Source organism: Niabella drilacis, from assembly GCF_900101395.1.
Lineage (GTDB): Bacteria > Bacteroidota > Bacteroidia > Chitinophagales > Chitinophagaceae > Niabella > Niabella drilacis.
Map to the genome: position 1 here is coordinate 12,344 of NZ_FMZO01000022.1, position 22,222 is coordinate 34,565.

Annotated in this window: 23 protein-coding genes; 11 read left to right on the plus strand and 12 right to left on the minus strand. The window is 45.6% G+C overall.

From position 1 onward, the window contains the following. Window positions 1-5 precede the first annotated feature (5 nt). The 3 genes from BLS44_RS23455 to BLS44_RS23465 form a co-directional block, all read right to left on the minus strand. Complete coding sequence (locus BLS44_RS23455) at window positions 6-1,082, minus strand: helix-turn-helix domain-containing protein (RefSeq protein WP_090393035.1); 1,077 nt, start codon at window positions 1,080-1,082, stop codon at window positions 6-8. A 47-nt stretch (window positions 1,083-1,129) separates the two neighbouring features. Continuing rightward, the gene (locus BLS44_RS23460; protein WP_090393038.1) at window positions 1,130-1,855 is read right to left on the minus strand and encodes a hypothetical protein; all 726 of its coding nucleotides are present in this window, start codon (window positions 1,853-1,855) and stop codon (window positions 1,130-1,132) included. A gap of 368 nt (window positions 1,856-2,223) precedes the next feature. Continuing rightward, window positions 2,224-2,445, minus strand: a complete 222-nt coding sequence (locus BLS44_RS23465) for a helix-turn-helix domain-containing protein (RefSeq protein WP_090393040.1) — start codon at window positions 2,443-2,445, stop codon at window positions 2,224-2,226. Between the two features lie 418 nt (window positions 2,446-2,863). Between BLS44_RS23465 and BLS44_RS23470 the strand changes: the two genes are divergently transcribed. Together BLS44_RS23470 and BLS44_RS23475 are read left to right on the plus strand one after the other, a co-directional pair. Further along, a complete protein-coding gene (locus tag BLS44_RS23470; protein ID WP_090393042.1) occupies window positions 2,864-3,331 on the plus strand; it encodes an EndoU domain-containing protein in 468 nt (155 codons plus the stop codon). A 142-nt stretch (window positions 3,332-3,473) separates the two neighbouring features. Continuing rightward, entirely contained in the window at window positions 3,474-4,031 is a 558-nt protein-coding gene (locus BLS44_RS23475) for a hypothetical protein (RefSeq protein ID WP_090393044.1), read from the plus strand. Window positions 4,032-4,102: 71 nt separating this feature from the next. Here the strand turns inward: BLS44_RS23475 and BLS44_RS23480 are convergent, their stop codons facing one another. Further along, a complete protein-coding gene (locus tag BLS44_RS23480; RefSeq protein WP_090393046.1) occupies window positions 4,103-4,318 on the minus strand; it encodes a helix-turn-helix domain-containing protein in 216 nt (71 codons plus the stop codon). A gap of 317 nt (window positions 4,319-4,635) precedes the next feature. Here BLS44_RS23480 and BLS44_RS23485 point away from each other — a divergent pair, with 317 nt between their 5' ends. The 3 genes from BLS44_RS23485 to BLS44_RS23495 are packed head-to-tail and all read left to right on the plus strand — an operon-like array spanning window position 4,636 to window position 6,460. Further along, window positions 4,636-5,169: a hypothetical protein gene (locus BLS44_RS23485; protein ID WP_090393048.1), complete on the plus strand. Its 534-nt coding sequence runs from the start codon at window positions 4,636-4,638 to the stop codon at window positions 5,167-5,169. A 17-nt stretch (window positions 5,170-5,186) separates the two neighbouring features. Next, entirely contained in the window at window positions 5,187-5,798 is a 612-nt protein-coding gene (locus BLS44_RS23490; RefSeq protein WP_090393050.1) for a hypothetical protein, read from the plus strand. Window positions 5,799-5,827: 29 nt separating this feature from the next. Continuing rightward, a complete protein-coding gene (locus BLS44_RS23495; protein WP_090393052.1) occupies window positions 5,828-6,460 on the plus strand; it encodes a hypothetical protein in 633 nt (210 codons plus the stop codon). 180 nt (window positions 6,461-6,640) lie between these two features. On the opposite strand, the gene BLS44_RS23500 is transcribed toward BLS44_RS23495, so the two are convergent. Together BLS44_RS23500 and BLS44_RS23505 are read right to left on the minus strand one after the other, a co-directional pair. Continuing rightward, window positions 6,641-8,620 carry an OmpA family protein gene (locus BLS44_RS23500; RefSeq protein WP_090393054.1) on the minus strand — a complete coding sequence of 660 codons (1,980 nt, stop codon included), beginning with the start codon at window positions 8,618-8,620 and terminating at the stop codon, window positions 6,641-6,643. A gap of 201 nt (window positions 8,621-8,821) precedes the next feature. Further along, window positions 8,822-9,271: a hypothetical protein gene (locus tag BLS44_RS23505; protein ID WP_090393057.1), complete on the minus strand. Its 450-nt coding sequence runs from the start codon at window positions 9,269-9,271 to the stop codon at window positions 8,822-8,824. Window positions 9,272-9,665: 394 nt separating this feature from the next. Here BLS44_RS23505 and BLS44_RS23510 point away from each other — a divergent pair, with 394 nt between their 5' ends. From BLS44_RS23510 to BLS44_RS23530, 5 genes are all read left to right on the plus strand, one after another. Continuing rightward, window positions 9,666-10,805 carry a cystathionine gamma-synthase gene (locus BLS44_RS23510; protein ID WP_090393121.1) on the plus strand — a complete coding sequence of 380 codons (1,140 nt, stop codon included), beginning with the start codon at window positions 9,666-9,668 and terminating at the stop codon, window positions 10,803-10,805. A 229-nt stretch (window positions 10,806-11,034) separates the two neighbouring features. Then, window positions 11,035-12,309, plus strand: a complete 1,275-nt coding sequence (locus BLS44_RS23515; RefSeq protein WP_090393058.1) for a Fic family protein — start codon at window positions 11,035-11,037, stop codon at window positions 12,307-12,309. A gap of 21 nt (window positions 12,310-12,330) precedes the next feature. Then, on the plus strand, window positions 12,331-12,954 hold the full coding sequence (locus BLS44_RS23520; protein WP_090393060.1) for a Uma2 family endonuclease: 624 nt from the start codon (window positions 12,331-12,333) through the stop codon (window positions 12,952-12,954). Then, a complete protein-coding gene (locus BLS44_RS23525) occupies window positions 12,951-13,739 on the plus strand; it encodes a TIGR02757 family protein (protein WP_090393062.1) in 789 nt (262 codons plus the stop codon). The genes BLS44_RS23520 and BLS44_RS23525 overlap by 4 nt, the downstream gene beginning before the upstream one ends. 134 nt (window positions 13,740-13,873) lie before the next feature. Further along, window positions 13,874-14,575, plus strand: a complete 702-nt coding sequence (locus tag BLS44_RS23530) for an SIMPL domain-containing protein (protein WP_090393064.1) — start codon at window positions 13,874-13,876, stop codon at window positions 14,573-14,575. A 187-nt stretch (window positions 14,576-14,762) separates the two neighbouring features. Here the strand turns inward: BLS44_RS23530 and BLS44_RS23535 are convergent, their stop codons facing one another. The 3 genes from BLS44_RS23535 to BLS44_RS23545 form a co-directional block, all read right to left on the minus strand. Then, entirely contained in the window at window positions 14,763-17,648 is a 2,886-nt protein-coding gene (locus BLS44_RS23535) for a TonB-dependent receptor (protein WP_245729379.1), read from the minus strand. Between the two features lie 255 nt (window positions 17,649-17,903). Then, the gene (locus BLS44_RS23540; protein WP_090393066.1) at window positions 17,904-18,881 is read right to left on the minus strand and encodes a glycosyltransferase family protein; all 978 of its coding nucleotides are present in this window, start codon (window positions 18,879-18,881) and stop codon (window positions 17,904-17,906) included. Next, window positions 18,847-19,722 carry a UDP-2,3-diacylglucosamine diphosphatase gene (locus BLS44_RS23545; protein ID WP_090393068.1) on the minus strand — a complete coding sequence of 292 codons (876 nt, stop codon included), beginning with the start codon at window positions 19,720-19,722 and terminating at the stop codon, window positions 18,847-18,849. The genes BLS44_RS23540 and BLS44_RS23545 overlap by 35 nt, the downstream gene beginning before the upstream one ends. Window positions 19,723-19,924: 202 nt before the next feature. Here BLS44_RS23545 and BLS44_RS23550 point away from each other — a divergent pair, with 202 nt between their 5' ends. Further along, window positions 19,925-20,620, plus strand: coding sequence for a YjjG family noncanonical pyrimidine nucleotidase (locus BLS44_RS23550; RefSeq protein WP_090393070.1), 696 nt, complete (start codon window positions 19,925-19,927; stop codon window positions 20,618-20,620). A 19-nt stretch (window positions 20,621-20,639) separates the two neighbouring features. On the opposite strand, the gene BLS44_RS26985 is transcribed toward BLS44_RS23550, so the two are convergent. From BLS44_RS26985 to BLS44_RS23565, 3 genes are all read right to left on the minus strand, one after another. Then, window positions 20,640-21,026, minus strand: a complete 387-nt coding sequence (locus BLS44_RS26985; protein WP_245729381.1) for a hypothetical protein — start codon at window positions 21,024-21,026, stop codon at window positions 20,640-20,642. A gap of 5 nt (window positions 21,027-21,031) precedes the next feature. After that, a complete protein-coding gene (locus tag BLS44_RS26990; RefSeq protein WP_245729383.1) occupies window positions 21,032-21,328 on the minus strand; it encodes a hypothetical protein in 297 nt (98 codons plus the stop codon). Window positions 21,329-21,513: 185 nt separating this feature from the next. Beyond that, window positions 21,514-22,182, minus strand: coding sequence for a DUF3575 domain-containing protein (locus BLS44_RS23565; protein WP_090393073.1), 669 nt, complete (start codon window positions 22,180-22,182; stop codon window positions 21,514-21,516). Window positions 22,183-22,222 lie beyond the last annotated feature (40 nt).

Here is a 22,222-nt window from a genome sequence, read left to right on the forward strand (position 1 = left end):
AGGGATTAAAGAATAACTCTTAGTTTGTTTTGTTGTGATACTTTCGCTTTTTGAAATAAAAATTTTTCAGTAATGTCTCTCGGCAATGAAAAATCGGCAGCGAAATCTTTTTCATCATAATTGAAGGACTCTCGAAAAAGTTGTACAGCTTTTTTATACAATTTAGGTCCATCGATAGTAACCTCTATAGGCTCTTGAGTTTTATAACCATGCCTGCTCAATTCAATGTTTAAATATTGATATCTTTCAGGAGATATACAGTTTAAGTCTTTAGCTCGTCTTAAAATTGAAGCCATTGAAGTTTGCCAATATCTTTTTAGTTCTGCTAAGTTTCTTAATGTTAGATTATAAAGACTATCTATTATTACATCTCTAGGCATTAAGAAGGAAGATGCGAATTCATTTGCTTCAGATTCTTTTTTATCTTCTCTATATAAAGGCAAAATAGGGTTATCAATAATGTGCAGCAGAAGATGACCTAGTTCATGACTCAATGTGAATCGTTTTCTATCATTTGAGAAATTCTTATTTAAAATTATCAGTTTATAGCCTTTGTCAGAAACAAAAGAGACTCCGTCGAATTTTTCAGAAGCATCGTGCTCTATAATGATAATTCCATTTCTCTCTAAAAGATTGTAAATATTTGTTACAGGCTCGTCATCTTTTAATAAAAAGACTGATCTGATTTTTTTTGCTACAGAAGATATAGAGTATTCCTCCAAATCAAAGCCACGGAGCTTAAATTCGGGCCATTCAATGGATTCAGAAAGGCTATCAATGATATAACCATATAGCTTTAACTCCCGCGTAAGAGCTAATTCATACTTTTTTGGCATACCGGACCTTTTTCGAAAATGTACATTTTCTATAGGATTATAAATTTTCTTTTGAAAAAAGGAAACGGGGAAGTCCAACTCATTAATAATTTTATTTAGAACCTCTTCAGACAACACAGACAATCCTTTTTCAAATTTTGATAAATTAGATTGTGAGAGCCCATCTATTCTATTCGATAAGTCCGTTTGAGATAAGCCCCGAAATTCTCTCGCAAAAATTATTTGCCTATGGTCAATAATATGCATAACGGTTTATTTTAAAAAGTAAAAAATGGTTGGAGCCGGTTCAGTAATTACAAAGTATTTGCTCTCTTTTGTTGGGGCTTTAATTTTATGCTTTCGAAAATATCGGGTTCGATCGGAGCAATCGGGACAACAGGAGTAATTCCCAGGTTCCCATGATCAAGACCGATGTCTTCTTTGAAAATGCGCCAGGCTACATCACCACTATCAATACATAACAATTCCGATCTTACGACAATTCCAAATCGATTCTCCTGGTATCCAAAAAACAAAACCCCCGTTGAATGTTCGTCGCTGTTGAACAGCGGAGTGAAAGTTTGCTGGACCAGATTTGTAAAGGATGCCGTTTTTATGCCCATTGGCATCCCTTTCGGATTCAATTTTTTAAAAAGAATCAAATAAGGGCCTTTAATAACTAAAAACCGCTTATAGCTTCCTACTTTCCAATTGTTAGGCAAAGTGCCTAAAATGCATTGGTTAAACTTTGCTTGCATTAAATTTGCATTGAAGTTTCTTCCTCTTGCTAAAACTGGTGTCATCCGAGCTTCTTCGTTAAAAAGCTCAACAGCTTCATCAAAGGAACTGAATAGATGCTTCAATACATCACTGTTTTGATGTAAATCAAATAACGCCTCTTGCCGGGAAAAAATCCGTCTCCTGTTTGGAGATTCATTGGGATTCACTAAATTTGTTATCATTTTGAATTCTTTATTAATGGCTCCAACCATTAAATTTAATTGAGCACTCTTATTTGCAGTAAGGGTGCTTTTTAACAAAGATATAGTTTATATATAATTTTCAAAAAATTTTGTGCATAATTTTTTGAGTTTATTGTATTTATTCTATATAAAATCAATCAATTGGGCTATTTTCATATTTGGTCCCAACTTGGGATATCTTACAACAATAACTCGTTTGATACAATTACCTACAAAAATGTTACTTCCTTATTCGTACGCAAGCGCCATAAGTATAATCGCTGCACAGCCCAATTTTATATTTTTCTCATAAGCTGGAAGTAAATAGAAAAAGCAAAATCGTAACAAAAAGCAGCAACAAACCATTATTATAGCAATATAATAATTCTGTGGGTCACTTTTTTATAAAAGCAAGAACAAAAAAGCAATCAATAGTCAAAGCAAAGCTATTTCTGCTCCACCAGCTTCACCCCCTCACACACATACTCCAATAACTCACCCGGTTTTACGCCAATCGCTAAAGCAATCAGATATAATTCTTCAACCCTTAATTTGGCTGTTGGATTAATGGTTAATTCACTCACCCGAGGCTTGCTTAAACCGGTTTTTCGGGCAACTTCCGATTTATTAATCGATCTGGCCTGTAAATATTCTCCAAGTCTTGTCATTGGATTTCAATAGTTTCTGGAAATAATTAATGATTTAATGTAAATAATTCCAGAAAATCGAAAAATTATTTTGAAATATTGTCCGACTTGCTGTAAATTCGTACAGAAAGTCTTTAAGAAATAACTAAATCATGAAACATTTTTGGATAAATAGTACTTAGTTATAGACTGCAAAATACTTAGCGTATTTGCTTTATTTCCGTTCCTAAATTCTACGACTTTTTATGACGACGGGATGATAGGTAAATCGCTCATGTTTATCTTTATTATATAGCATATATTTAAAGATTAAAGCGTGGGCGTTCTTATTTCGTTGTCGGGGTGTCGTAGCCCTTTAGGAACAATAAGGACTAACCCACGCTTCTTTATGCGTGCGGTGGTCCGGCATTAAAAATTTCCAGTTGCTAAAACCACTACTATGCACGCCGTTACTACACCAGCAAACACCCCCACTTTTAATGAAGAGCAATGGCTGCCCGTGCTCTTTTTACTGGCAGATACCCAAACCTGGCTGCAGCAATTACAGGAGGGGCACCTGCGCCAGCTACCCGTAAAAAACCGTAAAAAGCTGCTGCGCAAAAGTTGGTACCTGGGCGTAAAGGCCCTGGCCCATATATTGGAGCGCCATTACCATAAGGTAGCCCGCCACCCGCTGGCCGGCAAATTTACCATCCCCATACCCGCCATTGTAGCCGCTATAAAAGATGCGTACCAGCAGCCCGCCCAACAACTGGGGCAAAGTGGCCACTGGCAGCGCGTGCAGGATATAGGCAGCACCATCGGGTATAACAGCCGCGGCCAGCCGGTGAGCACCATAACCGTAATTACGGATGCCGCGGGGGAGATCATTACCGCCTTCCCCGGCGCTGCAGAGACGACCTGTTAGGTCTGTTTTCCGCCGCGTACAGACCTAACAGGTCGTCTCCGCAGGAAGAAAGGGTAATACCGCCCGCCGGTGGCCCCTGATCTTCCCGATCCCCAGGCAACAGTACTGTCACTAATGTAAAAACGCTCAAAAATTAAAACCCATGAAAACAATGAAAACCGCAGATCCCTTTCATACAGAAAGCTGGTGTTTGGAAGCCACCACCAATCCCTATCGTGTGTTTTTTCTTTGTTTTGAACACGCAGGGGATATTGATGCATTGCGCAAAATGCTGCTGCATGTATTGCTCTTTATTGAGCAGTTTGAACCCCAAAAGGAAATACCCGTGTACCGCGTCTGCTGTGCATTTATGGCCCTGCACTCCGTTATAGCGGCCGCTCATTATATTTACCGGCACGGTATGCAGGGGCCGGTGGCTGGGCAGCAGCAGCATCCGAAGCAAGAGGACCGGCAGCCCGGCAGGGAGGAACAAACATGTTTTACTTCCTACTTTATATCCGGGGCGGAACATCGCAACCTGTATGAAGCGCTGAAAGCATTTTTCGGTTATCAAACCCGGCAGGAGTGGACCGCCGGGCTTCATCTTATGTTTTATCATTGTGTAACAGACCGGCCCATTGGTATGGAAATAGACCTCTTCTCCCATTGGTTTTACCTCAGCAAACTGCTGGAAGCCGCTTGGTTAATGGCGGAGGATTGATGTTGCCTTCCATTTGAATACCTCTGCTTTTAATGCAACCGCTCTGCCTGTTTTATTCTAATAACGGCCGCTTATTTCTGCAGCCTCATTCCCCCGCACACATACTCCAGCAGCTCGATGGGCCTTACATCAATAGCCATTGCAATCAGGTACAGTTCATCAGCTCTTAAATGGCTCCGCTCATTGAGCGTTAATTCATTCATTCTTGCCTTTGAAAGACCGGTTTTGCGTGCTACTTCCGATTTGTTTACCGATTTCTGGGCCAAATAAAGTCCAAGTTTGGTCATTGATTATTAGGGTTTTCTATACACTTATTAGGGTTAAGCGACAAGAAAGGTAAAAAAAATATATTTTTATTTGGAGGGTTATCGGTTTATTTGTATTTTAGTATCGATTTTCTATACAAATGTTAGTAAAAGCTTATTCTTTTATGCGATACGATAGTTCTTAATAAAATGCCTCACTATCCTAAATGCACTGTTATTGATGCCTTGCTGCAACAACTGCCATAAAGGATAACCTGTTAAAACTCCAGCCGTCTTTTAAGCGGAGATTATCAAAACTTCCGCATCTACTACACAAACCTGTTTTAAAAAACAAGATCATGAAAAAGAGCAACACCAATTCAAAAGGCCATAATCCACCGGGTATGGAATGGCAAACCGGACACTATGAGCGCTTTGCACAATATCATTTTATACTCCCTTACCAGTTTTTGCTGCTGTGCCGTCTCGTGGAAGTGCCGCCGGAGCGTGTCCTGCAGGATTTTATGGAGAACCTTGGTTGTGAAGGGGCCGACTGTGAACAGCGGGACATGGTGCAGGCCTGCCTTATTGATTATTTTATTGCCCATGGCTACGGCCGGCAGCATTATACGCCGGAACAGATCCGTAAGGTGTTTAAGGGAATGGATGCCATCAACGGTTTGTTCCCGGAGGAGGATGAAGCCATGATCCATAACCATGTTCTGTGGCGGGACCAATACCACCAGTATTGGTTTAACCGGTGGTTTTTAAAACTGCGGGGCACGGCGCACAAGAGTGTATCGCCCCCTTTCCTTTCCATTGTGAAGGCGGGCCCGCCCGCTGACCCAGCCGGCACGGCGCCCGATGAAATGCCAACAGCCACTACTATTTAACTCCAAAAACAAAACATATGAAAAACAAAAATAACAAAGACCCGTTTAAGACTACCTGCTGGTACGGCCAGCCCATTCGTGACCCCTACCAGGTATTTGCCGGGTGTTTTAGTAACACTTCTGTTTCTTTTTACCGGGATATGATCCGGGATGTACTGCTGCATGTAACAAAAGTAGCAATCTATAAAAAAACAGATCCCGCGGGGGTGTACCGGTGCTTTAAAATCATACGCTCCGTAATGCTGGCTGCGTATCTTATAAAGAACAGAACAGGGGTAGTGCTGGAGGAGGCACTGATGCACCGCCCACTGTACTGCGATGAGCCGGGGGATGAAGGGTATTGCTGGACCAGCTTTCCCCGCGTACTGTCAGTGGAGGAGTATAAGAACCCTTACCGGGCCCTGCGCCATTTCTTTAAATTTCAGTCGCCCCAACAATGGAAGGCCTGCCTGCAGGCTATACCGGAGCGTGCATACACCTTTTTTGTTGACCCCGGTGAGCTGGAGGCAATGGATCTTTACCTGCACCTGGTACAATTAATGGAGGCGGCGCACCTGATCAATGTGCGGGAGGTAACCCATGTTAACGGCCGCCTTAAACCAGGCATGTATTTGCAAAATCAATTTTAAATCATTCTTTAATTTTTAAATAATAACATATGAAGAACTACATCAACCAGCTAAATAGCAAAGAACAGTATGCGGTGCATTGTATCAAAAAACTGATCACTACCCAACTGGACCCACTCATCATTTATTGTTTTGGCTATACTATATCAGTAAGTACCCGGCGAAGTGCCTTTGTAAAAAAGCAGTTTGCAGAGGAACGGCATTTTACCTGTGACCTGCTTATTATTACACCAAGTGCCGTAACGGTGGATGAAGACAAGCGGGCCGCGATACAGGAAATGGTGGCACATTTTGGAACCGTAAATATGGTTATTCACCCGCTGGGCTTTGCGTTGCGGCAGCTCAATGAGGGCAACCTGTTTTTTAGCTGGGTGCATAAAAACGGCATGCTGTTGCACGAGCGTAACAATAGTATGCAATTATTGCCAGCGCCCGTGGGCAAGGAGTACCAGTTGCAGGCAGCAGCGTTTTATGCCGGTGATCCTGAAATGACGGGCTATCTTGAAGTAAAATTGCAGCGGCTGGTAAAACCGCAGCCTAAACAGGAAAAACCATCGCTTCCGCAACCGGTAGAAATAAGGTTGATGCTGGATCCGCAGCAGGGCTGGCAGCCGGCTGTAACAAAAGCGCCCGTTGCTAATCAACCCACGCCGGAAGACTAACGTGTGCCCTGGGTAGGCCTGGTAATGCAGCCGGTTTCTTCTTATAGAACAATGCAAAACCTACAGTGCTGAATGCAACCGGCAACGGCTATAATGGTGCGGGCTTATCAACAAAAAAGGGGCCTGATGCAGCCCCTTTTTTTATTCGGTTGTGTTTTGTGAGTAATCGGATCCCACTTATTATTCAAGTACCCGGATCTCCGTTCTCCTGTTTTGCTGATGCTGCTCCTCGGTACAGGAAATACCATCTGCACAATAGTTTACCAGCTTTGTTTCACCATAGCCCTTTGCCCGGAGGCGGCTACCCTGTATGCCCTTTCTGATAAGGTATTTTACTGCTGCTTCGGCCCTCTTTTGCGAAAGTTTCAGGTTATAGCTGTCGTTGCCCCTGCTGTCGGTATGGGAAGAAAGCTCTATGCGGATGGCGGGATTTTCTTTCAGTGCTTTTACCAGGTTGTCCAGCACCAGAGCAGCATCCGGCCGGATATCGGCCTTATTAAAATCGTAAAAAATATCTTTTAATACAATGGAAGCACCCTGTTTAAACTCCATTACATCCAGCTCCAGGTCTACATACATCACCTTGCTTCTGTCGAGCCCTTTTGTAGTGATCTTTTCTTTATTGGAAAAGTAACCTTTGTGCTGTGCCGATAAGGTATAGTCGGTATTGGGATCAAGCAGGTATACAAAGGCTGCATTTGCGTCGGATGTTTTTTGCTGCACAGAGGCCCGCGCTTCGTTGGTGAGCATGGTTTGTATAAAGGGCAGCAGGTTTTTTGTTTGCTTATTGATGGTCTTGCCTTCGAGGGTAAACCGGGTATCATTGTGCTGCAGCTCTTTAATAATGGTCGTATTCCTTGTTCTGAAATCTGCCTCTGTGATCACCGCCTCCGTAGTGTTTATCCCGTTCTTTTCACCAATAACCCGGTAGCGCCCTGCCGGTACATTGGCATAGGCAGGTATTAGGCCGTTGGCATCCGTAACCGCGGTAAATGCTTCATGGCTGCCCTCTTTAATTATTTTTACCGCTACCTCTTTAAGCGGCTGACCCGTGGGCTGGTCGGTTACTTTTATGATGATGTTTTTGCGTACGGCTACCGGGGGCGCTGGTATTGCCGCGGGTGGCGGCAAAACAGGCGCTGCTGCAGGTTTGGACCGGCCCAGCCATATTTTAACCCCCAGGCTGGCGCTGATAAAACGCAGGGGCTTTTCACCGGTTATATCCTTGCTATAACCGGATTTATCATTAAAAGCTACCGGCGTGGCATTGCCGTTCATAAGCACGGTGCCGCTTGCAGAGCCATTAAAAGATTGGGCGCTCTTTGTTGCCGGGGAGGGCATATGCCAGTAGTCGGCCCCCGCATTGATAGAAACCCCGGGCGATACAAAATAGTTGATACCCGCACCCCCCCGGGCAATGAATTGTACGGCGGATCTTTCTTTTACCTTACCCGGGTCGTTGGCGCCGCTGGCAACATAGTCGTCATAAAAGGTCTTGCTCATGGCGTACTGCGCATAGTTGCCATTAACAGATACATTGGCCTTGCCCACGGTTACGGGTGGGTTGGTGGGCGTATTATAGTTGTAGGTAAACGTATTGGCGGAAGTTCCGTTGCCCGCTACATAGTAATAGCCAAAACGTTGCAGGGCTGCTCCGGCCTGTGCATACAGGTTCACCTGCAGCCTTCTTTTTCCCAGCCAGAGGCTGGGGCCGGTAAGGGCATAAAAGTTCCGGTAGTTTTTGCTTAATGTAAGCGTTTGAGTACCGGAGGGCATCTGGTAATACTGGCCATTCGGCTCCCCCGCATCCAGTGCATTTTTAAAAACTACCTTATTGCTTAGCCCGTTCAGGATATCTTCTGCTGCGGGGTTAAACTCCATAGCGGCTTTATTGCGCTGCACATTGAGCGTGCCCAGGGCCAGCTCCCAGCTAAAGGCCTTATGGCGCCACCCGCCGTTCAGTTCCGCAAAGTACCCGCTGCTGAAATAGTAAAGCGGATTTTCTGCCAGCCTGTTGTTCTTAAATACATAACCACCGCGGGCACCCAGGTACCAGGAGGGCTGTGCATCAGGACAATGTTCCGGAATGTTTTGTTGCGCATTTGCATACTGCAGGCATTGCAACAGCAACAACAGCAGTAGAAGGTTTCTTTTTCTCATATATAGGGTATTGATTTATCGCGCGCAAAAATACAGAATGCAACAATATGAATGCTAACCGCAGGACTGTACTGGCAAACCCTTGCGAAAATCTTCGCTCCCTGCGCTTAGGACCGGCAGCCCTATAAAAAAAAAGGGAGAGAACAAGAATGTTCCACTCCGTATTATACATGAGAAATGTCTGAGTTGAAAAGAGCGATATCAGATATCCCCTCTTTTGTACTTTGCTGTCTGCATAACGCTTCCGTTATTGTCTGCAGCTACGTTATAAATATGCCGGTCGTCACGAACGATTATATTATAGCTGGTTCCTTCCCCGTTGGTCACTTCCGTAATACCGTATATTTCTTTACCATCATATTTCTTTTTTATCTTATACAGGATATTAGAAGGAAGCTGGTTCTCCTTATAGTACCTGATCGTGCGGATCAGGGCCCCGTTATTGTCGATCACAGCGCGTGTGGATATGGATCCGGAACGGAAACTGGCCTCATTGTAATCAGCAGTTGTATTCCATTGTACATTCTGTGCGTTGGTAAAGATAGCATTAAATGTTTTTAATGCTTTCTCATTTACATTGGGATTTGCTGCAACAGCAGTCATTGCGTTTAAACCAAGGGAAAGGGCGGCGGTAAGAATAAAGAGTTTCATTTTAAAAAGGTTTTATGCCTTAGCGGCGGTTTTAAATTTTTTATTGGTTTGTTAAATCAAAAGTAGTATCGGGTTGCACTATCTGTCAAGTGGTTTGTGGTAAAATACCAAAGAAACGGGGTGAACGACGGATTTCTCCGGGTAAAACTTCCAATTTTCTTTGACAGTAACTCATCCTTTAACTTTTTTCGATCCCTTACAGAATCATTAAAACGCGTTTGTATATATAAGTCGCACCAGTTGTTCATTTGTTACAGTCTCTCTATAAAAAAAATGTTAAGCCTTTCTTAATTAGGCCCATGGCTCGTTTACGAACGTTCCGTAGTTTTGATGAAAGGTCGTCATGGTTTCAGTGCCGGCAATGCCTACCTTTGTGCCGCAAAACAGATGGAATATGAAGCTGAACACAAAGATCATTCACGCAGGAGTGGCGCCCGATCCTTCAACCGGTGCTATCATGACCCCTATTTATCAAACATCCACCTTTGTACAATCGGGCCCCAACCAACACCAGGGTTATGACTATTCAAGGGCGGGAAACCCTACCCGCACGGCCCTGGAGCAATCGCTGGCCGCACTGGAAAATGCCCGGCATGGCCTGGCGTTCAGCAGTGGAGTGGCGGCTACAGAAACGGTGATCAAATTATTAAAACCCGGTGATGAGGTTATTGCCGCCAATGATATGTATGGCGGTACTTACCGTTTGTTCTCAAAGATCTGGGAAGACTACGGTATCCGGTTTATTTATACAGATACCACCCATACAGAAAATATAGCCGGTGCAATAACGGATCAAACAAAGCTGATCTGGATCGAAACGCCCACCAACCCGCTGATGAATATTACCGATATTGCAGCGGTTGCCACTATTGCAAAAGAGGCCGGGGCCCTGCTTTGCGTAGACAATACCTTTGCATCGCCTTATCTTCAGAACCCGATAGACCTGGGTGCTGATATCGTTATGCACTCGGCTACAAAATACCTGGGAGGTCACAGCGATGTGGTGATGGGAGCACTTATGTTTAACGGTGATGAGCTGCGCGAACGCCTGTTCTTTATCCAGAAGAGCAGCGGTGCGGTACCGGGCCCCATGGATTGCTTTCTGGTGCTGCGCGGTATTAAAACCCTGCATGTACGCCTGCAACGCCATTGTGAAAATGGCAGAAAGGTTGCGGAGTTCCTGGCAGCGAATGAAAAGGTTAAAAAAGTATACTGGTGCGGTTTTGAAGATCAGCCGGGATACGCTGTTGCAAAAAAACAAATGCGCGACTTTGGCGGGATGATGAGCTTTGAACTGAAAGATGATTCGGTGGAAGCTGCGACGAAGGTACTGACTGCTACGAAAATATTTGCGCTGGCAGAAAGCCTGGGCGGAGTGGAATCATTGATCAATCACCCGGCATCGATGACACATGCCTCTATTCCGCGGGAGGAACGCATTAAGAATGGATTAAGCGATTCCCTGATCCGGCTGAGTGTAGGTATCGAAGATGCCGATGACCTGGTGGAAGATCTGAAGCAGGCCATTGGCTAACCTGCGGGTTGCTATACGCGGCGCTCAGAACGGCACTATATATTTACAGGTGATGGATCCTGGCGGGGTGATCCATCACCTTTGTTTTTTAAGATCCCCGCCTAAAATAAGCAGGTGCTGAACCGGGCTGATCCGGCTTGTTATTTTTTTGGGTGCTATTCAAAAAATGCAAATTCTCTCCTGTAAACCAACTATCTTGCAGGTAATTGGTCAATTAAAGGATCATTTTATGAATAGGGAATTACCGGAAGCAGAACAAACAGCGCTATCGCAAACCATTCTCCAGATCAATAACAGTTACCTCGATTGGGAAAAAGTACAGCATATGACCCTGATGCCGGACTCATTTTCCAACACGGCCATTTGGGAGGCTGCCCGGCAGGCCCGGGTGCAGGGTTTCACACGGAACCTGGTCATTTTTGACCAGTCATTTACCTGGTCTGTTTCCAATGATATGGAAGCGGCTTTACATGACCTGGATGTACACCTGGCAGGAGGACGGAATATCTCCGCTGTAATGGATCAGAAAAATGATCATCGTTACCTGGTAACAGCTGCCCTTGATGAAGCGATGGCTTCTGCACAACTGGCCGGATACCCCGCTACCCGTAAGATGGTGCGGGAGCTGCTGCTGAAAAAGAAAACAACTGCCAATGAGACCGAACAGGTGGTGGTCAATCTTTATAAATGCCTGCAAAAGGTTTCGGAGTGGGGGCAGGAGCCTTTCTCCGAAGCCATGCTGCTGGAGCTGCACCAGCTGCTGACAAAAGATACCATCAAATTAAAAGGGATCGGTCGCTATCGGACCAATAATAAATATGATGCTTCGGGTATCGGAAGCGCAGCGTCTTACAAAGCGGTGGACGCAAAATCCATCGGAGCCTGGATGCAATGGCTGGAGGCCTTTATCAACGAGGATAAAAAGCCCTTCTTCATTCACCCGGTAATAAAAGCCTGTATCATTGCTTACCTCGTTACATATATTCGCCCGTTCAGGGATGGCAACGGGCGCATGGCCCGGCTGCTGATGTACGCATACCTGCTTCGCCAGGGTTACTGGGTTACAAAATATACCGCGGTTTCCAATATCCTTATTAAATTAAAGGCTCCGTATCAAAAGTCCTTTTTACAGGCAACTGCCAATGCCGATACCGGTTATTTTATTCATTTTATGATCCAGGCGCTCCGTATGGCCGACCGGTCGTTAAAGGAAAGCCTGCAACGCACCAATAAGGAAAAAGAAAGCAATCCCTTTATAAAGATCGACGGATTGAATGTAAGGCAGGCCACCGCCCTTCAATGGATCAGCGATGACCCGGAAAAGATCGTAACCATACGCGAACTGCGGTCCGGCTTTGGTGTATCAAAGGAAACAGCAAGAACAGATCTTACGGCATTAGCCGAAAATGGCTGGCTGAAATTTTATCACCTCAATAAGAAAACCTATGCCTTTATAAAAGGCGATGGTTTTGACAAGTTGTTAAAGGAAAAACTAAATCTGTAATTTTGTACAAATAGCAGCAGTATGGGCATCGCAAAATTAAATCCCGGCATCATCAGGGACATCCGCCAGCTGGACCCGGATAAGCGCTACTCTTATGCGGACTATCTGAAATGGCAGTTTGACGAGTATGTAGAGCTTATAAAGGGAAAGTTGTTTCAAAAAATGTCGCAGGCTCCTGCCCGGGAGCATCAGCGGATCGTAATGGCAATCAGTGGTAAGTTATTTCAATATCTTACAGGTAAACCCTGCGATGTTTACCCTGCTCCCTTTGATGTACGTTTTCCTTCTTCTGATACTGCAACTGATGAAAAGACCTATACCGTGGTACAGCCGGATATCAGCCTGATCCGTGATCCCTCAAAGCTGGATGACCGCGGGTGCGTAGGCGCACCGGATATGATCGTTGAAGTGGTATCCCGGGGTACCGCCATACGGGACTGGAATTTTAAATATAATCTTTACCAGGAAACGGGGGTAAAAGAATACTGGATCATAGAGCCGGTAGACCGCTCCGTTACCATATTTATCTTAACCGAAGAAAATAAATACCTTCAAACAGGTGTGTATGCAGAAGAAACAGATATCCCTGTATCCATACTGCCCGGCTTCTCCATAAAATGGGGAGATATTTTTAACACCCCATGAGTGAAAGATCACTAAGCGCATTTCTTAATAAAAAAGCGGATGCTTACGAGCAGCCGGATTTTATTGCAGACGACCCGATCTCCATTCCGCATTTGTTCTCGGCTCCGCAGGACATTGAGATCGCCGGCTTCTTTGCCGCCATACTGGCCTGGGGCAACCGGAAAAGCATCATCAACTCCTGCAAGCGGCTGTTACAGCTGATGGACAAGGCTCCCTACGATTTTGTAATGAACTTTGAAGAGGCCGACCTGAAGCCAATGATGCATTTTGTACACCGTACATTTAATGCAACGGACCTGTTCCATTTTCTTGATGTTTTACAACACCACTATAAAACACAAAAACAGCCATCGCTGCAAACCGCCTTCAGCAGACATTTACAACCAGCCGATGCTACTGTGGAACCGGCGCTGGCAGGCTTTCGCCGCTCCTTTTTCGATGCGAAGATCTTCCCACATTACCCGGTACGTACCCAAAAACATATTGCAACTCCCGAACGTAAATCGGCCTGTAAACGGCTGAATATGTACCTGCGCTGGATGGTGCGCAGCAATAAAAGAGGCGTGGATTTTGGTTTGTGGAAGGATATCAGCCCTTCGCAACTGATTTGCCCGCTGGACCTGCACGTGGCCCGTGTAGCCCGGCATTTTAACCTGCTGCAACGGCCTGGTAATGACTGGCAGGCCGCCCTGGAGCTTTCAGAACACCTGCGGCAACTGGATCCCCGTGACCCGGTAAAATATGATTTTGCCCTGTTTGGCCTGGGCGTTATTGAAAAGTTCTGATTGATCCGCATCAACATCCCTGTAAAAAGAACGTTAAAGAGAAAAGGATGTTGTGTAACAGAAAAACATTCCGCATCATTAAAGCAGTTAAACAACCTTATTCATTGAATGATTCATTTTTAAAATTTAAACACATGAAAAAGTTATTCGCATTCGCATTATTATCACTGGTGGCTTTGGGAACCGTAAGCGCGCAATCTGTTGACCTCAGAAGAAAAATCACCGTAAGCGGTACTGCAGAAACCGAGATCACGCCCGATATCATTTATGTGAGCATTTCGCTGAAGGAATATTTGGAGAACGGGAACAGCAAAAAAAGGGTAGATATTTCAACATTAGAAAATCAGTTGTTTGCCGCCGTACAAAAGGCCGGTTTTTCAAAAGAGCACTTAACCATCAGTAACCTGAACAGCTGGGCCAACACTACCGGGAAGAAGAAAAATCCCGATTTCCTGGCCAGCCGCCAGTACCTTTTAAAAGTAAGCGACCTGAACAAACTGGACCAGATCCTGAGCGGTGTGGATTCCAAAGGAATTCAAAGTACCGGTATCCAGAGTTATGACTACTCAAAGATGGAAGCGCTGAAAAAGGAGCTGAAGATCAAAGCGCTGAAAGCAGCAAAAGAAAAAGCCACCTATATGGTAGAGGCACTGGACGGTACACTGGGGAATGTACTGGAAATACAGGATGGCGGCGATAGCCCTATGCAACCTGTAATGTACCGGAACTATGCTATGAAGGCTGAAGCTGCCGATATGGCCGGTGGCGATGCCGACCTGGATTTTAAAAAGATCAAGTTAAGCTTTACTGTAAATACCGTATTTGAAATAAAGTAGGATTAAGAACGCGATCAGTAAAAGGGGCTGCTCTTCAGAGACAGCCCCTTTATCAATTTAAAATACCCAATATAAAATGTTGAATGTAAAAGTACCCATCCTGTTACCGCTCTGTAATTTTCCTGCGCAATGAAATCATCATTGCTGCATTTTACCCCGAAGCTTTGGGGGTATTTACTATTTTATATTACCATAACGACCAGCCGCCGCCTACTTTCTTTTTGGCGCCCGCCGGGCGCAGGTTGTAAGTGAATGTGGCCAGAAAGTACTGCCCCAGGATATTGCTGTAGGTAGTACGAACCGTATTCTGGTAAGGAATGATATCGGTATTACGGGTCTGGTTCAGCAGGTCATTGCCGTACAGGCGCAGCACCGCACGCTCATCCTTAAAGAAGGTGAAATTCACCCCGGCATTCCACATAAACATTCTCCGGTATTGCGGATCGGCAAAGGCATTGTTGTTCAGGTAGCGCAGTTCGGTATCAAAGATCACATGCTTTATATACCGGAAAACGAGTTCTGTGCCCAATGTCTGGTCAAAGCTCCGGGCGGGGGTAAACCGGGGGTTGGTGTTTTTTACGCTCATATAAGAGAAAGAATAGGCGGGTCTTACTTCCAGCTTATCGTCCCAGTTGAACCCCAGGTTGCTCCATACATTACTGTTCAGCCACTTTTGATTGCCAAGGGCCCCGTTGTAAAAGAATTTGCTTTCACGGTACTCCGTCCAGGTGCCTACGTTCCAGGAAAAAGTGAAGCTGTTCTTATATTTAATATCCTGGTTGAGCCCGAAATTGGCGGCAACACGTTTGCTGCCGTCTGCATTTATGGGTTGTATGGTCTGGATGCCGCTTTCATCCACCGTTATGCTTTGCATCACATCATTGTTGGCAATATAGGCTTCGCCCCAGCTCCATACATTGAGGTTGTTTTTGGGATTGAAGGTATTCAGGTTGGCCGATACCTGGTTCATGATCGCCGGAAGGAGCCCGGTATTGCCAAGGTTAATTACGTAAGGGTTGGTATTATTGCGGACGGGGATCAGGTAACGGTACTCCGGCAACTGTACATCCCGTGAAAAATTAACGGTTAATTTTTTATAGGTGATCTCCAGTTGCGGTAATACATTGCTTTGCTTCTGGATCAACGGATCCGGGATATAGGACACCCTGTTCTCAAACTGCTGGTACTGGTAGCGTACGCCGGGGGTAATGGCAAGCCCTTTGTGCTTAAACTCAAGTCCTGTACTGGCCTGGTATTTATTGCTGTTGCGTAAGAACAGGCTGCTCAGATCATTATTCTGCTGATCATACCGGGTACCGTCCTTATCAAAAGTGGCCACATCATTTTTCAGGTTCTCATACTCATATCTTGTTCCTGCCCTAAGGAACCATTTTTTGCCCAGGGGCTCCCTGTAATTGACGCCTGCATAGGCAAACCAGGTTGGAACCTGTTCTGTCCGCAGCTGGTTGGTAAGGCTGTCGAACTGCCGGGGATATAAGTAATGAATCAAGGCATCTGTGTAGCTATCCGTGTTCTTCCGGTTCCATACGACACCCTGTGCAAAGGAGATGCGGCGGCCGGTCTTGTTTTTAGACAGGCGGGTCAGCGAGAAGCTTTCCCTCAGGATGTTATTCCGGGTGTTGCCATTGATATTTACGTTCCCGTTATTGAGGTCGCCCAGGAAGTTATTGGTGCCGCTTTGATCGTTCCTGCTCCGGTTGTTTTCTCCGCCAATGATATAGCTGGCCGTGGCTGTAATAGTGGTCAGGGTATCCGGTTTTAAGTTCATCCCGGCGCCAAATGTATGGGTATTGCCCCGCAGCACTGTGTTGTAAAGGGATTTGTTGGTAATGATGGTGTCTCCGTTAAAGATGCGGGTGTTGTTATCTGTTTCCGCATCTGTATGTACCTGCCCAAAATAGTACTGCGCAAAAAACGACTTTTTCTTATTGGGCGAATGGTTGAGGTTAAAGCCGAGGCCATTACTGGTTGTAACCCCACCCAGGCGAGACATGCCGCCGAAGTTGATCCCGTTAATGGAAATATTGGAGCCAAAATTACTGTTGTTACTGCTGTTGTTGCCCCCGCCCGAAACATCGCGGTTACGGCCTAAGCCACCCGTCTGCATGAGGTCGCTCCATCCAAAGCCCGGCCGGTTCAGGTTATTGCTGTATCCCAGCAGGCTTACCTGCAGCGTGTCGCGGAAGATATTCGCAATTGCTCCTCCTTCAAAACGGCTCCCGTTTATACCTCCGCCTCCGCCTGCATAGGCTTTGCCGAACAGTCCTTTTTTAACGCCCTTCTTAAAGGTAAGATTGATGACCTTGCCTACATTGTTCAGGTTGTCATCGCCGTTTTCAAGGAGCTCGTCCTTATCATCGGTTACCTGTATTTTGTCAATGACGTTGGAAGGCAGATTTCTTGAAGCCATTTTTGGGTCGCTGCCAAAGAAATTCTTCCCGTCTACGAGGATCCGGTTTACCCGCTTCCCGTTTACCATAATGTTTCCCTGTTTATCTACCTGTACCCCGGGCAGTTTCTTCAGCAGGTCTTCCACCAATGCATTAGGCAGGGTTTTAAAGGCGTTGGCATTAAATTCAACGGTGTCTTTGCGGATCACCATGGGCGGGCGTTCGGCCACAACCAGCACTTCATCCAGGTCTTTTGTATCCGGAAATAAGGTGATCGTTCCCAGGTTGAGGCCGGGTTCGGCGGCCGATAAGCGAAACTCCTTGCGGTATACGCCAAAACCGGTAAAAGAAACGATCAGGCGATAGGGCAGATCTGCGGCCAGGCCGGGGATGCGGAAGGAACCGTCTTCCCCGCTTAGCCGGTAGGTGACCACCGTGGTGTCGGATGCTTTGAATACGGTAACTGTTGCCATATACAGGGGCTTGCCTGTAGCGGAATCGACAAGCTTTCCGGTGATCACGCCTTGCGCGTTTACACTCAGGGCGCCGAAAAATAAAAGGATAAATAGAGCGGCCCGGCTATAAAAAGACAATGGCCTGGAAATGGTTTGCATATCTACTACACGCAATACCCGGAAAAATGTTACAGAAAACCGCAGCACATTTTTTTAACGGAAAACTGACGGTTGAAGACTCCGATGTTTGTTTAAAGTTTCAGTTCCATGTGTCGGGCCAGATCTGTGTATCTCTCAAAGATCGCAGGCGGGTTCCTGGTTTAACGTAGTGGAACATTGTTTAAAGGGTGCTGACAGCTCCTGTTTTTGTTTAAAGTTTAAGGTTCAACGCCAAATCCGTTGAATGTGGTTTAATGGAGCCGGCCGATAACTGGTGGCTGACCACTAACAGTTGTTCATGGCTCACCCAAACAACCGCTCCATACTTTGGGGGATGGTTTTGCTATAGTCCATTTGAACGGGCTTGTATTCGTTCTGCCATTTTTCAAACTGCAGGTCAAAATCCCCCCCGATCTTAGAGAGGGTCATTACGCCCATTTCCTGTAGCGCTGCGGCGTTGCAGCATTGCTCATATTGCCCGCGAATGGGGATCGCCATTATTTTTTTGCCCAGGTGGAGGGCTTCCGAAGGCGTTTCAAAGCCGCCACCGGTAATGATTTCCCGGCAATGGATCAGGCTGGTGTTAAATAATTGCCGGTCTACCGGTATCAGCCGGATATTGCCGGTATCCGTTACTGCCCGGGCCTGCCGGCTGAAGATCTCGAACCGGTGATCTTTAAATTTTGAAAAGATCTGTTTTAGTTCCTGGTCGCAGTAGGATGGAAGGTATACGGTGATGTGCCCGTGGTCCGCCGGTGTTGTTTCCCGTATCTCTTTTTTGATAACGGGGGTAAGGATAAAATCGTCATAGGGCTTAAAATGCAGGCCCAGATAGCGTTCGCCCCGGGCATAGTTTTTTAGCATCCATTCGCCCGGCCGGCTTACAGCTCCGGGGCGGGGTACCTTATTGCTCTGGAAGCTGGCTTGGTGCCCAAAGTTTACGGATGGAATCTTTTTTGACCGGCAGGCTGCGGCGGTGATGTACTCATAATCATTGATCACAAAATCGTAGTCTTCTACCGGCAGCGCGCGTATCTCTTTTTTCAAAGCCAGGGGATTTACATGCCGGGCTATCTTCCAGTAATTAAGACCTCCATTGCAGGTATAGTAGAGGCTTAGCCCCTTACTCCGGTACTTAACCGGTGCATCCAGTTTCAGGTTGCTGTTGTTGCCGCTCAGGAAGATATCAACGGTTCCATATTGTTTTAAATAGGGCAGCAGCTCCATAGCGCGGCTGATATGCCCGTTACCGGTGGCCTGAACGGCGTAAAAAATTTTCATTATTGGTATCGGATAGTGCGTGTAAGTAAAATGCGATCTCATTGGTAAGCACGGTGGCCCTGGTTTTTTCCTTTATTGCGCGTTCGGTCTTCATTTCTTTTTCGTTATAGGTATACAGGCTCCATTGATTGCCGGAATATTCCAGTGCGGTCATGTGCTCCATCCAGTCGCCGGAATTCAGGTAATTTACCGTTCCCTTTTCGGTGCGTACTTCTTTTTTCTGCGGCTGGTGAATATGACCGCAAATGACCGTATCGAATCTTTTTTCAATGGCCAGTTCTGCAATTTTTGTTTCAAAAGCGTCAATATTCACGATCCGTTTATGGAACTGCTCCATAACCTTGCGGGAGAGCGACAGTTTTTCTCTTCCGAAAAAATGAGATACTGCGTTCATCCATTTATTGAACACCAGCAGTGTGGCATAGCCGTTGCTGCCCAGCTTTCCCCAGAATTTTGCCTGCCGGGTAGTGGTATGGTCAAACACATCCCCATGAAAGATCCAGACTTTTTTCCCATTGATCTCGATCACCACTTTATCCGTTAGCAGAAAATTACCCAGTTCCAGGTCGGAATAGCGCCGCATACAATCATCGTGATTACCGGTGATATAGATCACGCGGGTGCCCGTTGAAAGCTTATTGAATATTTCTTTAATGGCGGAAATATGGTCGGGGGGGAAATACCGTTTACTGAATTGCCACCCGTCGATCATATCCCCGTTCAGGATCAATACACGCGGATCGATACTTTTCAAATAGGCAGTGAACTCCCTTGCCCGGCTTGCGTAAGTTCCAAGATGCAGATCTGATACAACAGCTATTTCAACACGGCGTTGGGACATTATGATTTCTGTTTTCCAAATTTCCGTAGCCTGTGTAACAGAACTATTACCGTAGTGTTATAATAATATTATCTATGTAAGACAGCCTGCACCATGAATACACGAATAATAGCCACAGGCCTTACGGGTATTTGTTTAGGCATGATCAAAAACATCAGCTGTTCCCTGCCAAACAGCCTGGTCTTTTTCGTATTTTGCAGGCATGAAGTATAAACATCTGTTTTTTGACCTGGATCATACCTTGTGGGATTTTGATACCAACGCAAAGCTGACCTTACAGGACCTGTATGAAACGCTAAAACTTGAAGAACGGGGGGTTGACGATTTTGACCGCTTCTACCGGCAGTACCTGTTACATAATACAAAGCTTTGGGCCCGGTACCGGAATGGTTTTATTAAGCAAGCCGAGCTGCGGGTAAAGCGGATGCAGCTGGCGTTGCTGGATTTTAAGATCGGGGATGAGCCGCTGGCACAGGAAATGAGCCGGCGTTTTTTAGAAATGCTGCCCACCCGCAATACGTTGTTCCCGTATGCCACGGAGATCCTGGAGTATCTTGCTTCAAAGAATTACCGGCTGCACCTGATCACTAATGGGTTTGAGGATGTGCAGCATCATAAGATCAACAATTCAAAGATCAATCACTATTTTGATAAAGTGGTTACTTCTGAAGGCTCCAATAGTTTAAAACCCAATAAAGAGATCTTTGATTTTGCATTGGCGGCAACCGGGGCACAAAAAACGGAGAGTATTATGCTGGGCGATGACCTGGAGGCTGATATTATGGGGGCTGCAAACGCAGGACTGGACCAGGTGTACATCAACCACGTAAATAAATCTCCGGATTTTAAACCCACGTATATCGTATATACATTACAAGAACTTGAAGCCATTTTTTAGTGCTCCACGCATATCCGCTTTACAGGCGGTAGCCAATGCGGATGCCTAATGCCGGACGAAATGTGACTCCGCTGTTTTCTTCGAGGTATGACTTCACGGTTGCGTCAGACAGATTTACATGCCGGGATCGAAGTAATGAATCAGATGCAGTATTGTAGTTACGGTTGTAATTTTTATTGCTCCGGTAGGCCGGCCCCAGGCTACCGTAAAAATCAAAAAGTATATGTCGCGACTGTTTGGTAATGCCGGGTTTTAGTGAAGCCGGATACCGGATCGCCAACTGGTATCCCAGAACAAAGCTTAAACCCGTAATCGTTTTCCGGGCATAGAACCGGTCAGTAAGTTCGAGATAATCATCTTTTTTGTAATAGTGTGCCGTCAGGTTGCGCCGGTTTTGTGCATACAAAAAATTTAACCCGGTGTAAAACCAGTAAGCGGAGGGTATATTTTTCGGCTGCGGGATCTGCGGGCATACCGCCGCAGCTCAAGATTGGCCTTTATTCCTTTTTCTTTTGCAAATTCTGGACCGGGACCTTCTCCTTCTATGGAATAAAACTGGTAACCCAATTCCCCGGAGAGCGATACCCGCCGGGCAATGGCATGCTCCAACGCGATTCTTATAGTTGGAAAAGAAATACCATCTGCCGCAGCAGTCCTATTCAGTTTTAGTGCGGTCTGGTACTTTTGTTGCACCTCCTGGGCGTTCACATCTTTGAAGGCACAACAAACAACAAGGAATAATAAACAGGCTACTTTTTTTCATAAACAGTTTTTCTTCATCAAAACGGCTTTAAGCATTATCCGGCAACAGCAAGATCGAAGCTGTTTTGTACATGCAACCGTTGCGTGTAAGATACAATTATTTCAAGCTTTAAACAGTTTCCATTACTAGACTAAAAAAAGCGACCGATCCGCACGCCCAGGGTAGCATTCGGGCCCCATCCGTTTCTCATATTGTCCTGGGCAAGCATAGCCCCGATCACATCTTCATTTCCTTTGTTGGTGATTTGATTTGCCTGCAGTTCAAAATCTTTTGTGGCTGTCTTTTTAATGCCAATGCCCACATACAGTTCCATCTGCAGCCATTTTTTAAACAGGAAATCAAATCCCATAATAGCGTTGCAACCAAATGTGCGCTTTTTAGACCAGAAAGCGTCTGTTTTCCGGTCCTTCCGGCTTTCCGTTTGAGATGTCAAGCCATTGTAGGTCCAGTCATTTGCCGTATTACCCCGGTAAAACAGCGCGCCTCCTACGTAGAACTTTCTGCCACGGGATTTTTCTTTCAGGTATTTACGTAGCTCCATATTGGTTCTAAGTCCTTTTTCTTTTACAAACGCAGTATCCCGTGCCCAGAGGGCATAAAGCTGATAACCGGCCTCAGCAAAAAGACTTAAATGATTCCCGATATATTTCTCAACACCCAACTGCAGGGTTGGAAAATCAACAACGGAGGCCGCTGTTGTCAGATTAAGCTTCACACCAATGTCCGGTAGCTTTTCCTCCTGCGCAACGCAGTATATACAGGAGAGCAATAATAATATGCAGCAGTTAATTTTCATCATGGCACTTTAATCCTAAAACGGGATGATTGTATAAAGGGCA

What these genes read in the sequence shown, in the direction of transcription:
- BLS44_RS23475 (WP_090393044.1), top strand. Translation starts at nt 3,474, where the DNA reads ATGAAAACAATGAAAACCGCAGATCCCTTTCATACAGAAAGCTGGTGT.
- BLS44_RS23565 (WP_090393073.1), bottom strand. Translation starts at nt 22,182, where the DNA reads ATGATGAAAATTAACTGCTGCATATTATTATTGCTCTCCTGTATATAC.
- BLS44_RS23525 (WP_090393062.1), top strand. Translation starts at nt 12,951, where the DNA reads ATGAGTGAAAGATCACTAAGCGCATTTCTTAATAAAAAAGCGGATGCT.
- BLS44_RS23485 (WP_090393048.1), top strand. Translation starts at nt 4,636, where the DNA reads ATGAAAAAGAGCAACACCAATTCAAAAGGCCATAATCCACCGGGTATG.
- BLS44_RS23455 (WP_090393035.1), bottom strand. Translation starts at nt 1,082, where the DNA reads ATGCATATTATTGACCATAGGCAAATAATTTTTGCGAGAGAATTTCGG.
- BLS44_RS23495 (WP_090393052.1), top strand. Translation starts at nt 5,828, where the DNA reads ATGAAGAACTACATCAACCAGCTAAATAGCAAAGAACAGTATGCGGTG.
- BLS44_RS23545 (WP_090393068.1), bottom strand. Translation starts at nt 19,722, where the DNA reads ATGTCCCAACGCCGTGTTGAAATAGCTGTTGTATCAGATCTGCATCTT.
- BLS44_RS23550 (WP_090393070.1), top strand. Translation starts at nt 19,925, where the DNA reads ATGAAGTATAAACATCTGTTTTTTGACCTGGATCATACCTTGTGGGAT.
- BLS44_RS23540 (WP_090393066.1), bottom strand. Translation starts at nt 18,881, where the DNA reads ATGAAAATTTTTTACGCCGTTCAGGCCACCGGTAACGGGCATATCAGC.
- BLS44_RS23505 (WP_090393057.1), bottom strand. Translation starts at nt 9,271, where the DNA reads ATGAAACTCTTTATTCTTACCGCCGCCCTTTCCCTTGGTTTAAACGCA.
- BLS44_RS23470 (WP_090393042.1), top strand. Translation starts at nt 2,864, where the DNA reads ATGCACGCCGTTACTACACCAGCAAACACCCCCACTTTTAATGAAGAG.
- BLS44_RS23490 (WP_090393050.1), top strand. Translation starts at nt 5,187, where the DNA reads ATGAAAAACAAAAATAACAAAGACCCGTTTAAGACTACCTGCTGGTAC.
- BLS44_RS23510 (WP_090393121.1), top strand. Translation starts at nt 9,666, where the DNA reads ATGAAGCTGAACACAAAGATCATTCACGCAGGAGTGGCGCCCGATCCT.
- BLS44_RS23515 (WP_090393058.1), top strand. Translation starts at nt 11,035, where the DNA reads ATGAATAGGGAATTACCGGAAGCAGAACAAACAGCGCTATCGCAAACC.
- BLS44_RS23465 (WP_090393040.1), bottom strand. Translation starts at nt 2,445, where the DNA reads ATGACAAGACTTGGAGAATATTTACAGGCCAGATCGATTAATAAATCG.
- BLS44_RS23480 (WP_090393046.1), bottom strand. Translation starts at nt 4,318, where the DNA reads ATGACCAAACTTGGACTTTATTTGGCCCAGAAATCGGTAAACAAATCG.
- BLS44_RS23530 (WP_090393064.1), top strand. Translation starts at nt 13,874, where the DNA reads ATGAAAAAGTTATTCGCATTCGCATTATTATCACTGGTGGCTTTGGGA.
- BLS44_RS23520 (WP_090393060.1), top strand. Translation starts at nt 12,331, where the DNA reads ATGGGCATCGCAAAATTAAATCCCGGCATCATCAGGGACATCCGCCAG.
- BLS44_RS23500 (WP_090393054.1), bottom strand. Translation starts at nt 8,620, where the DNA reads ATGAGAAAAAGAAACCTTCTACTGCTGTTGTTGCTGTTGCAATGCCTG.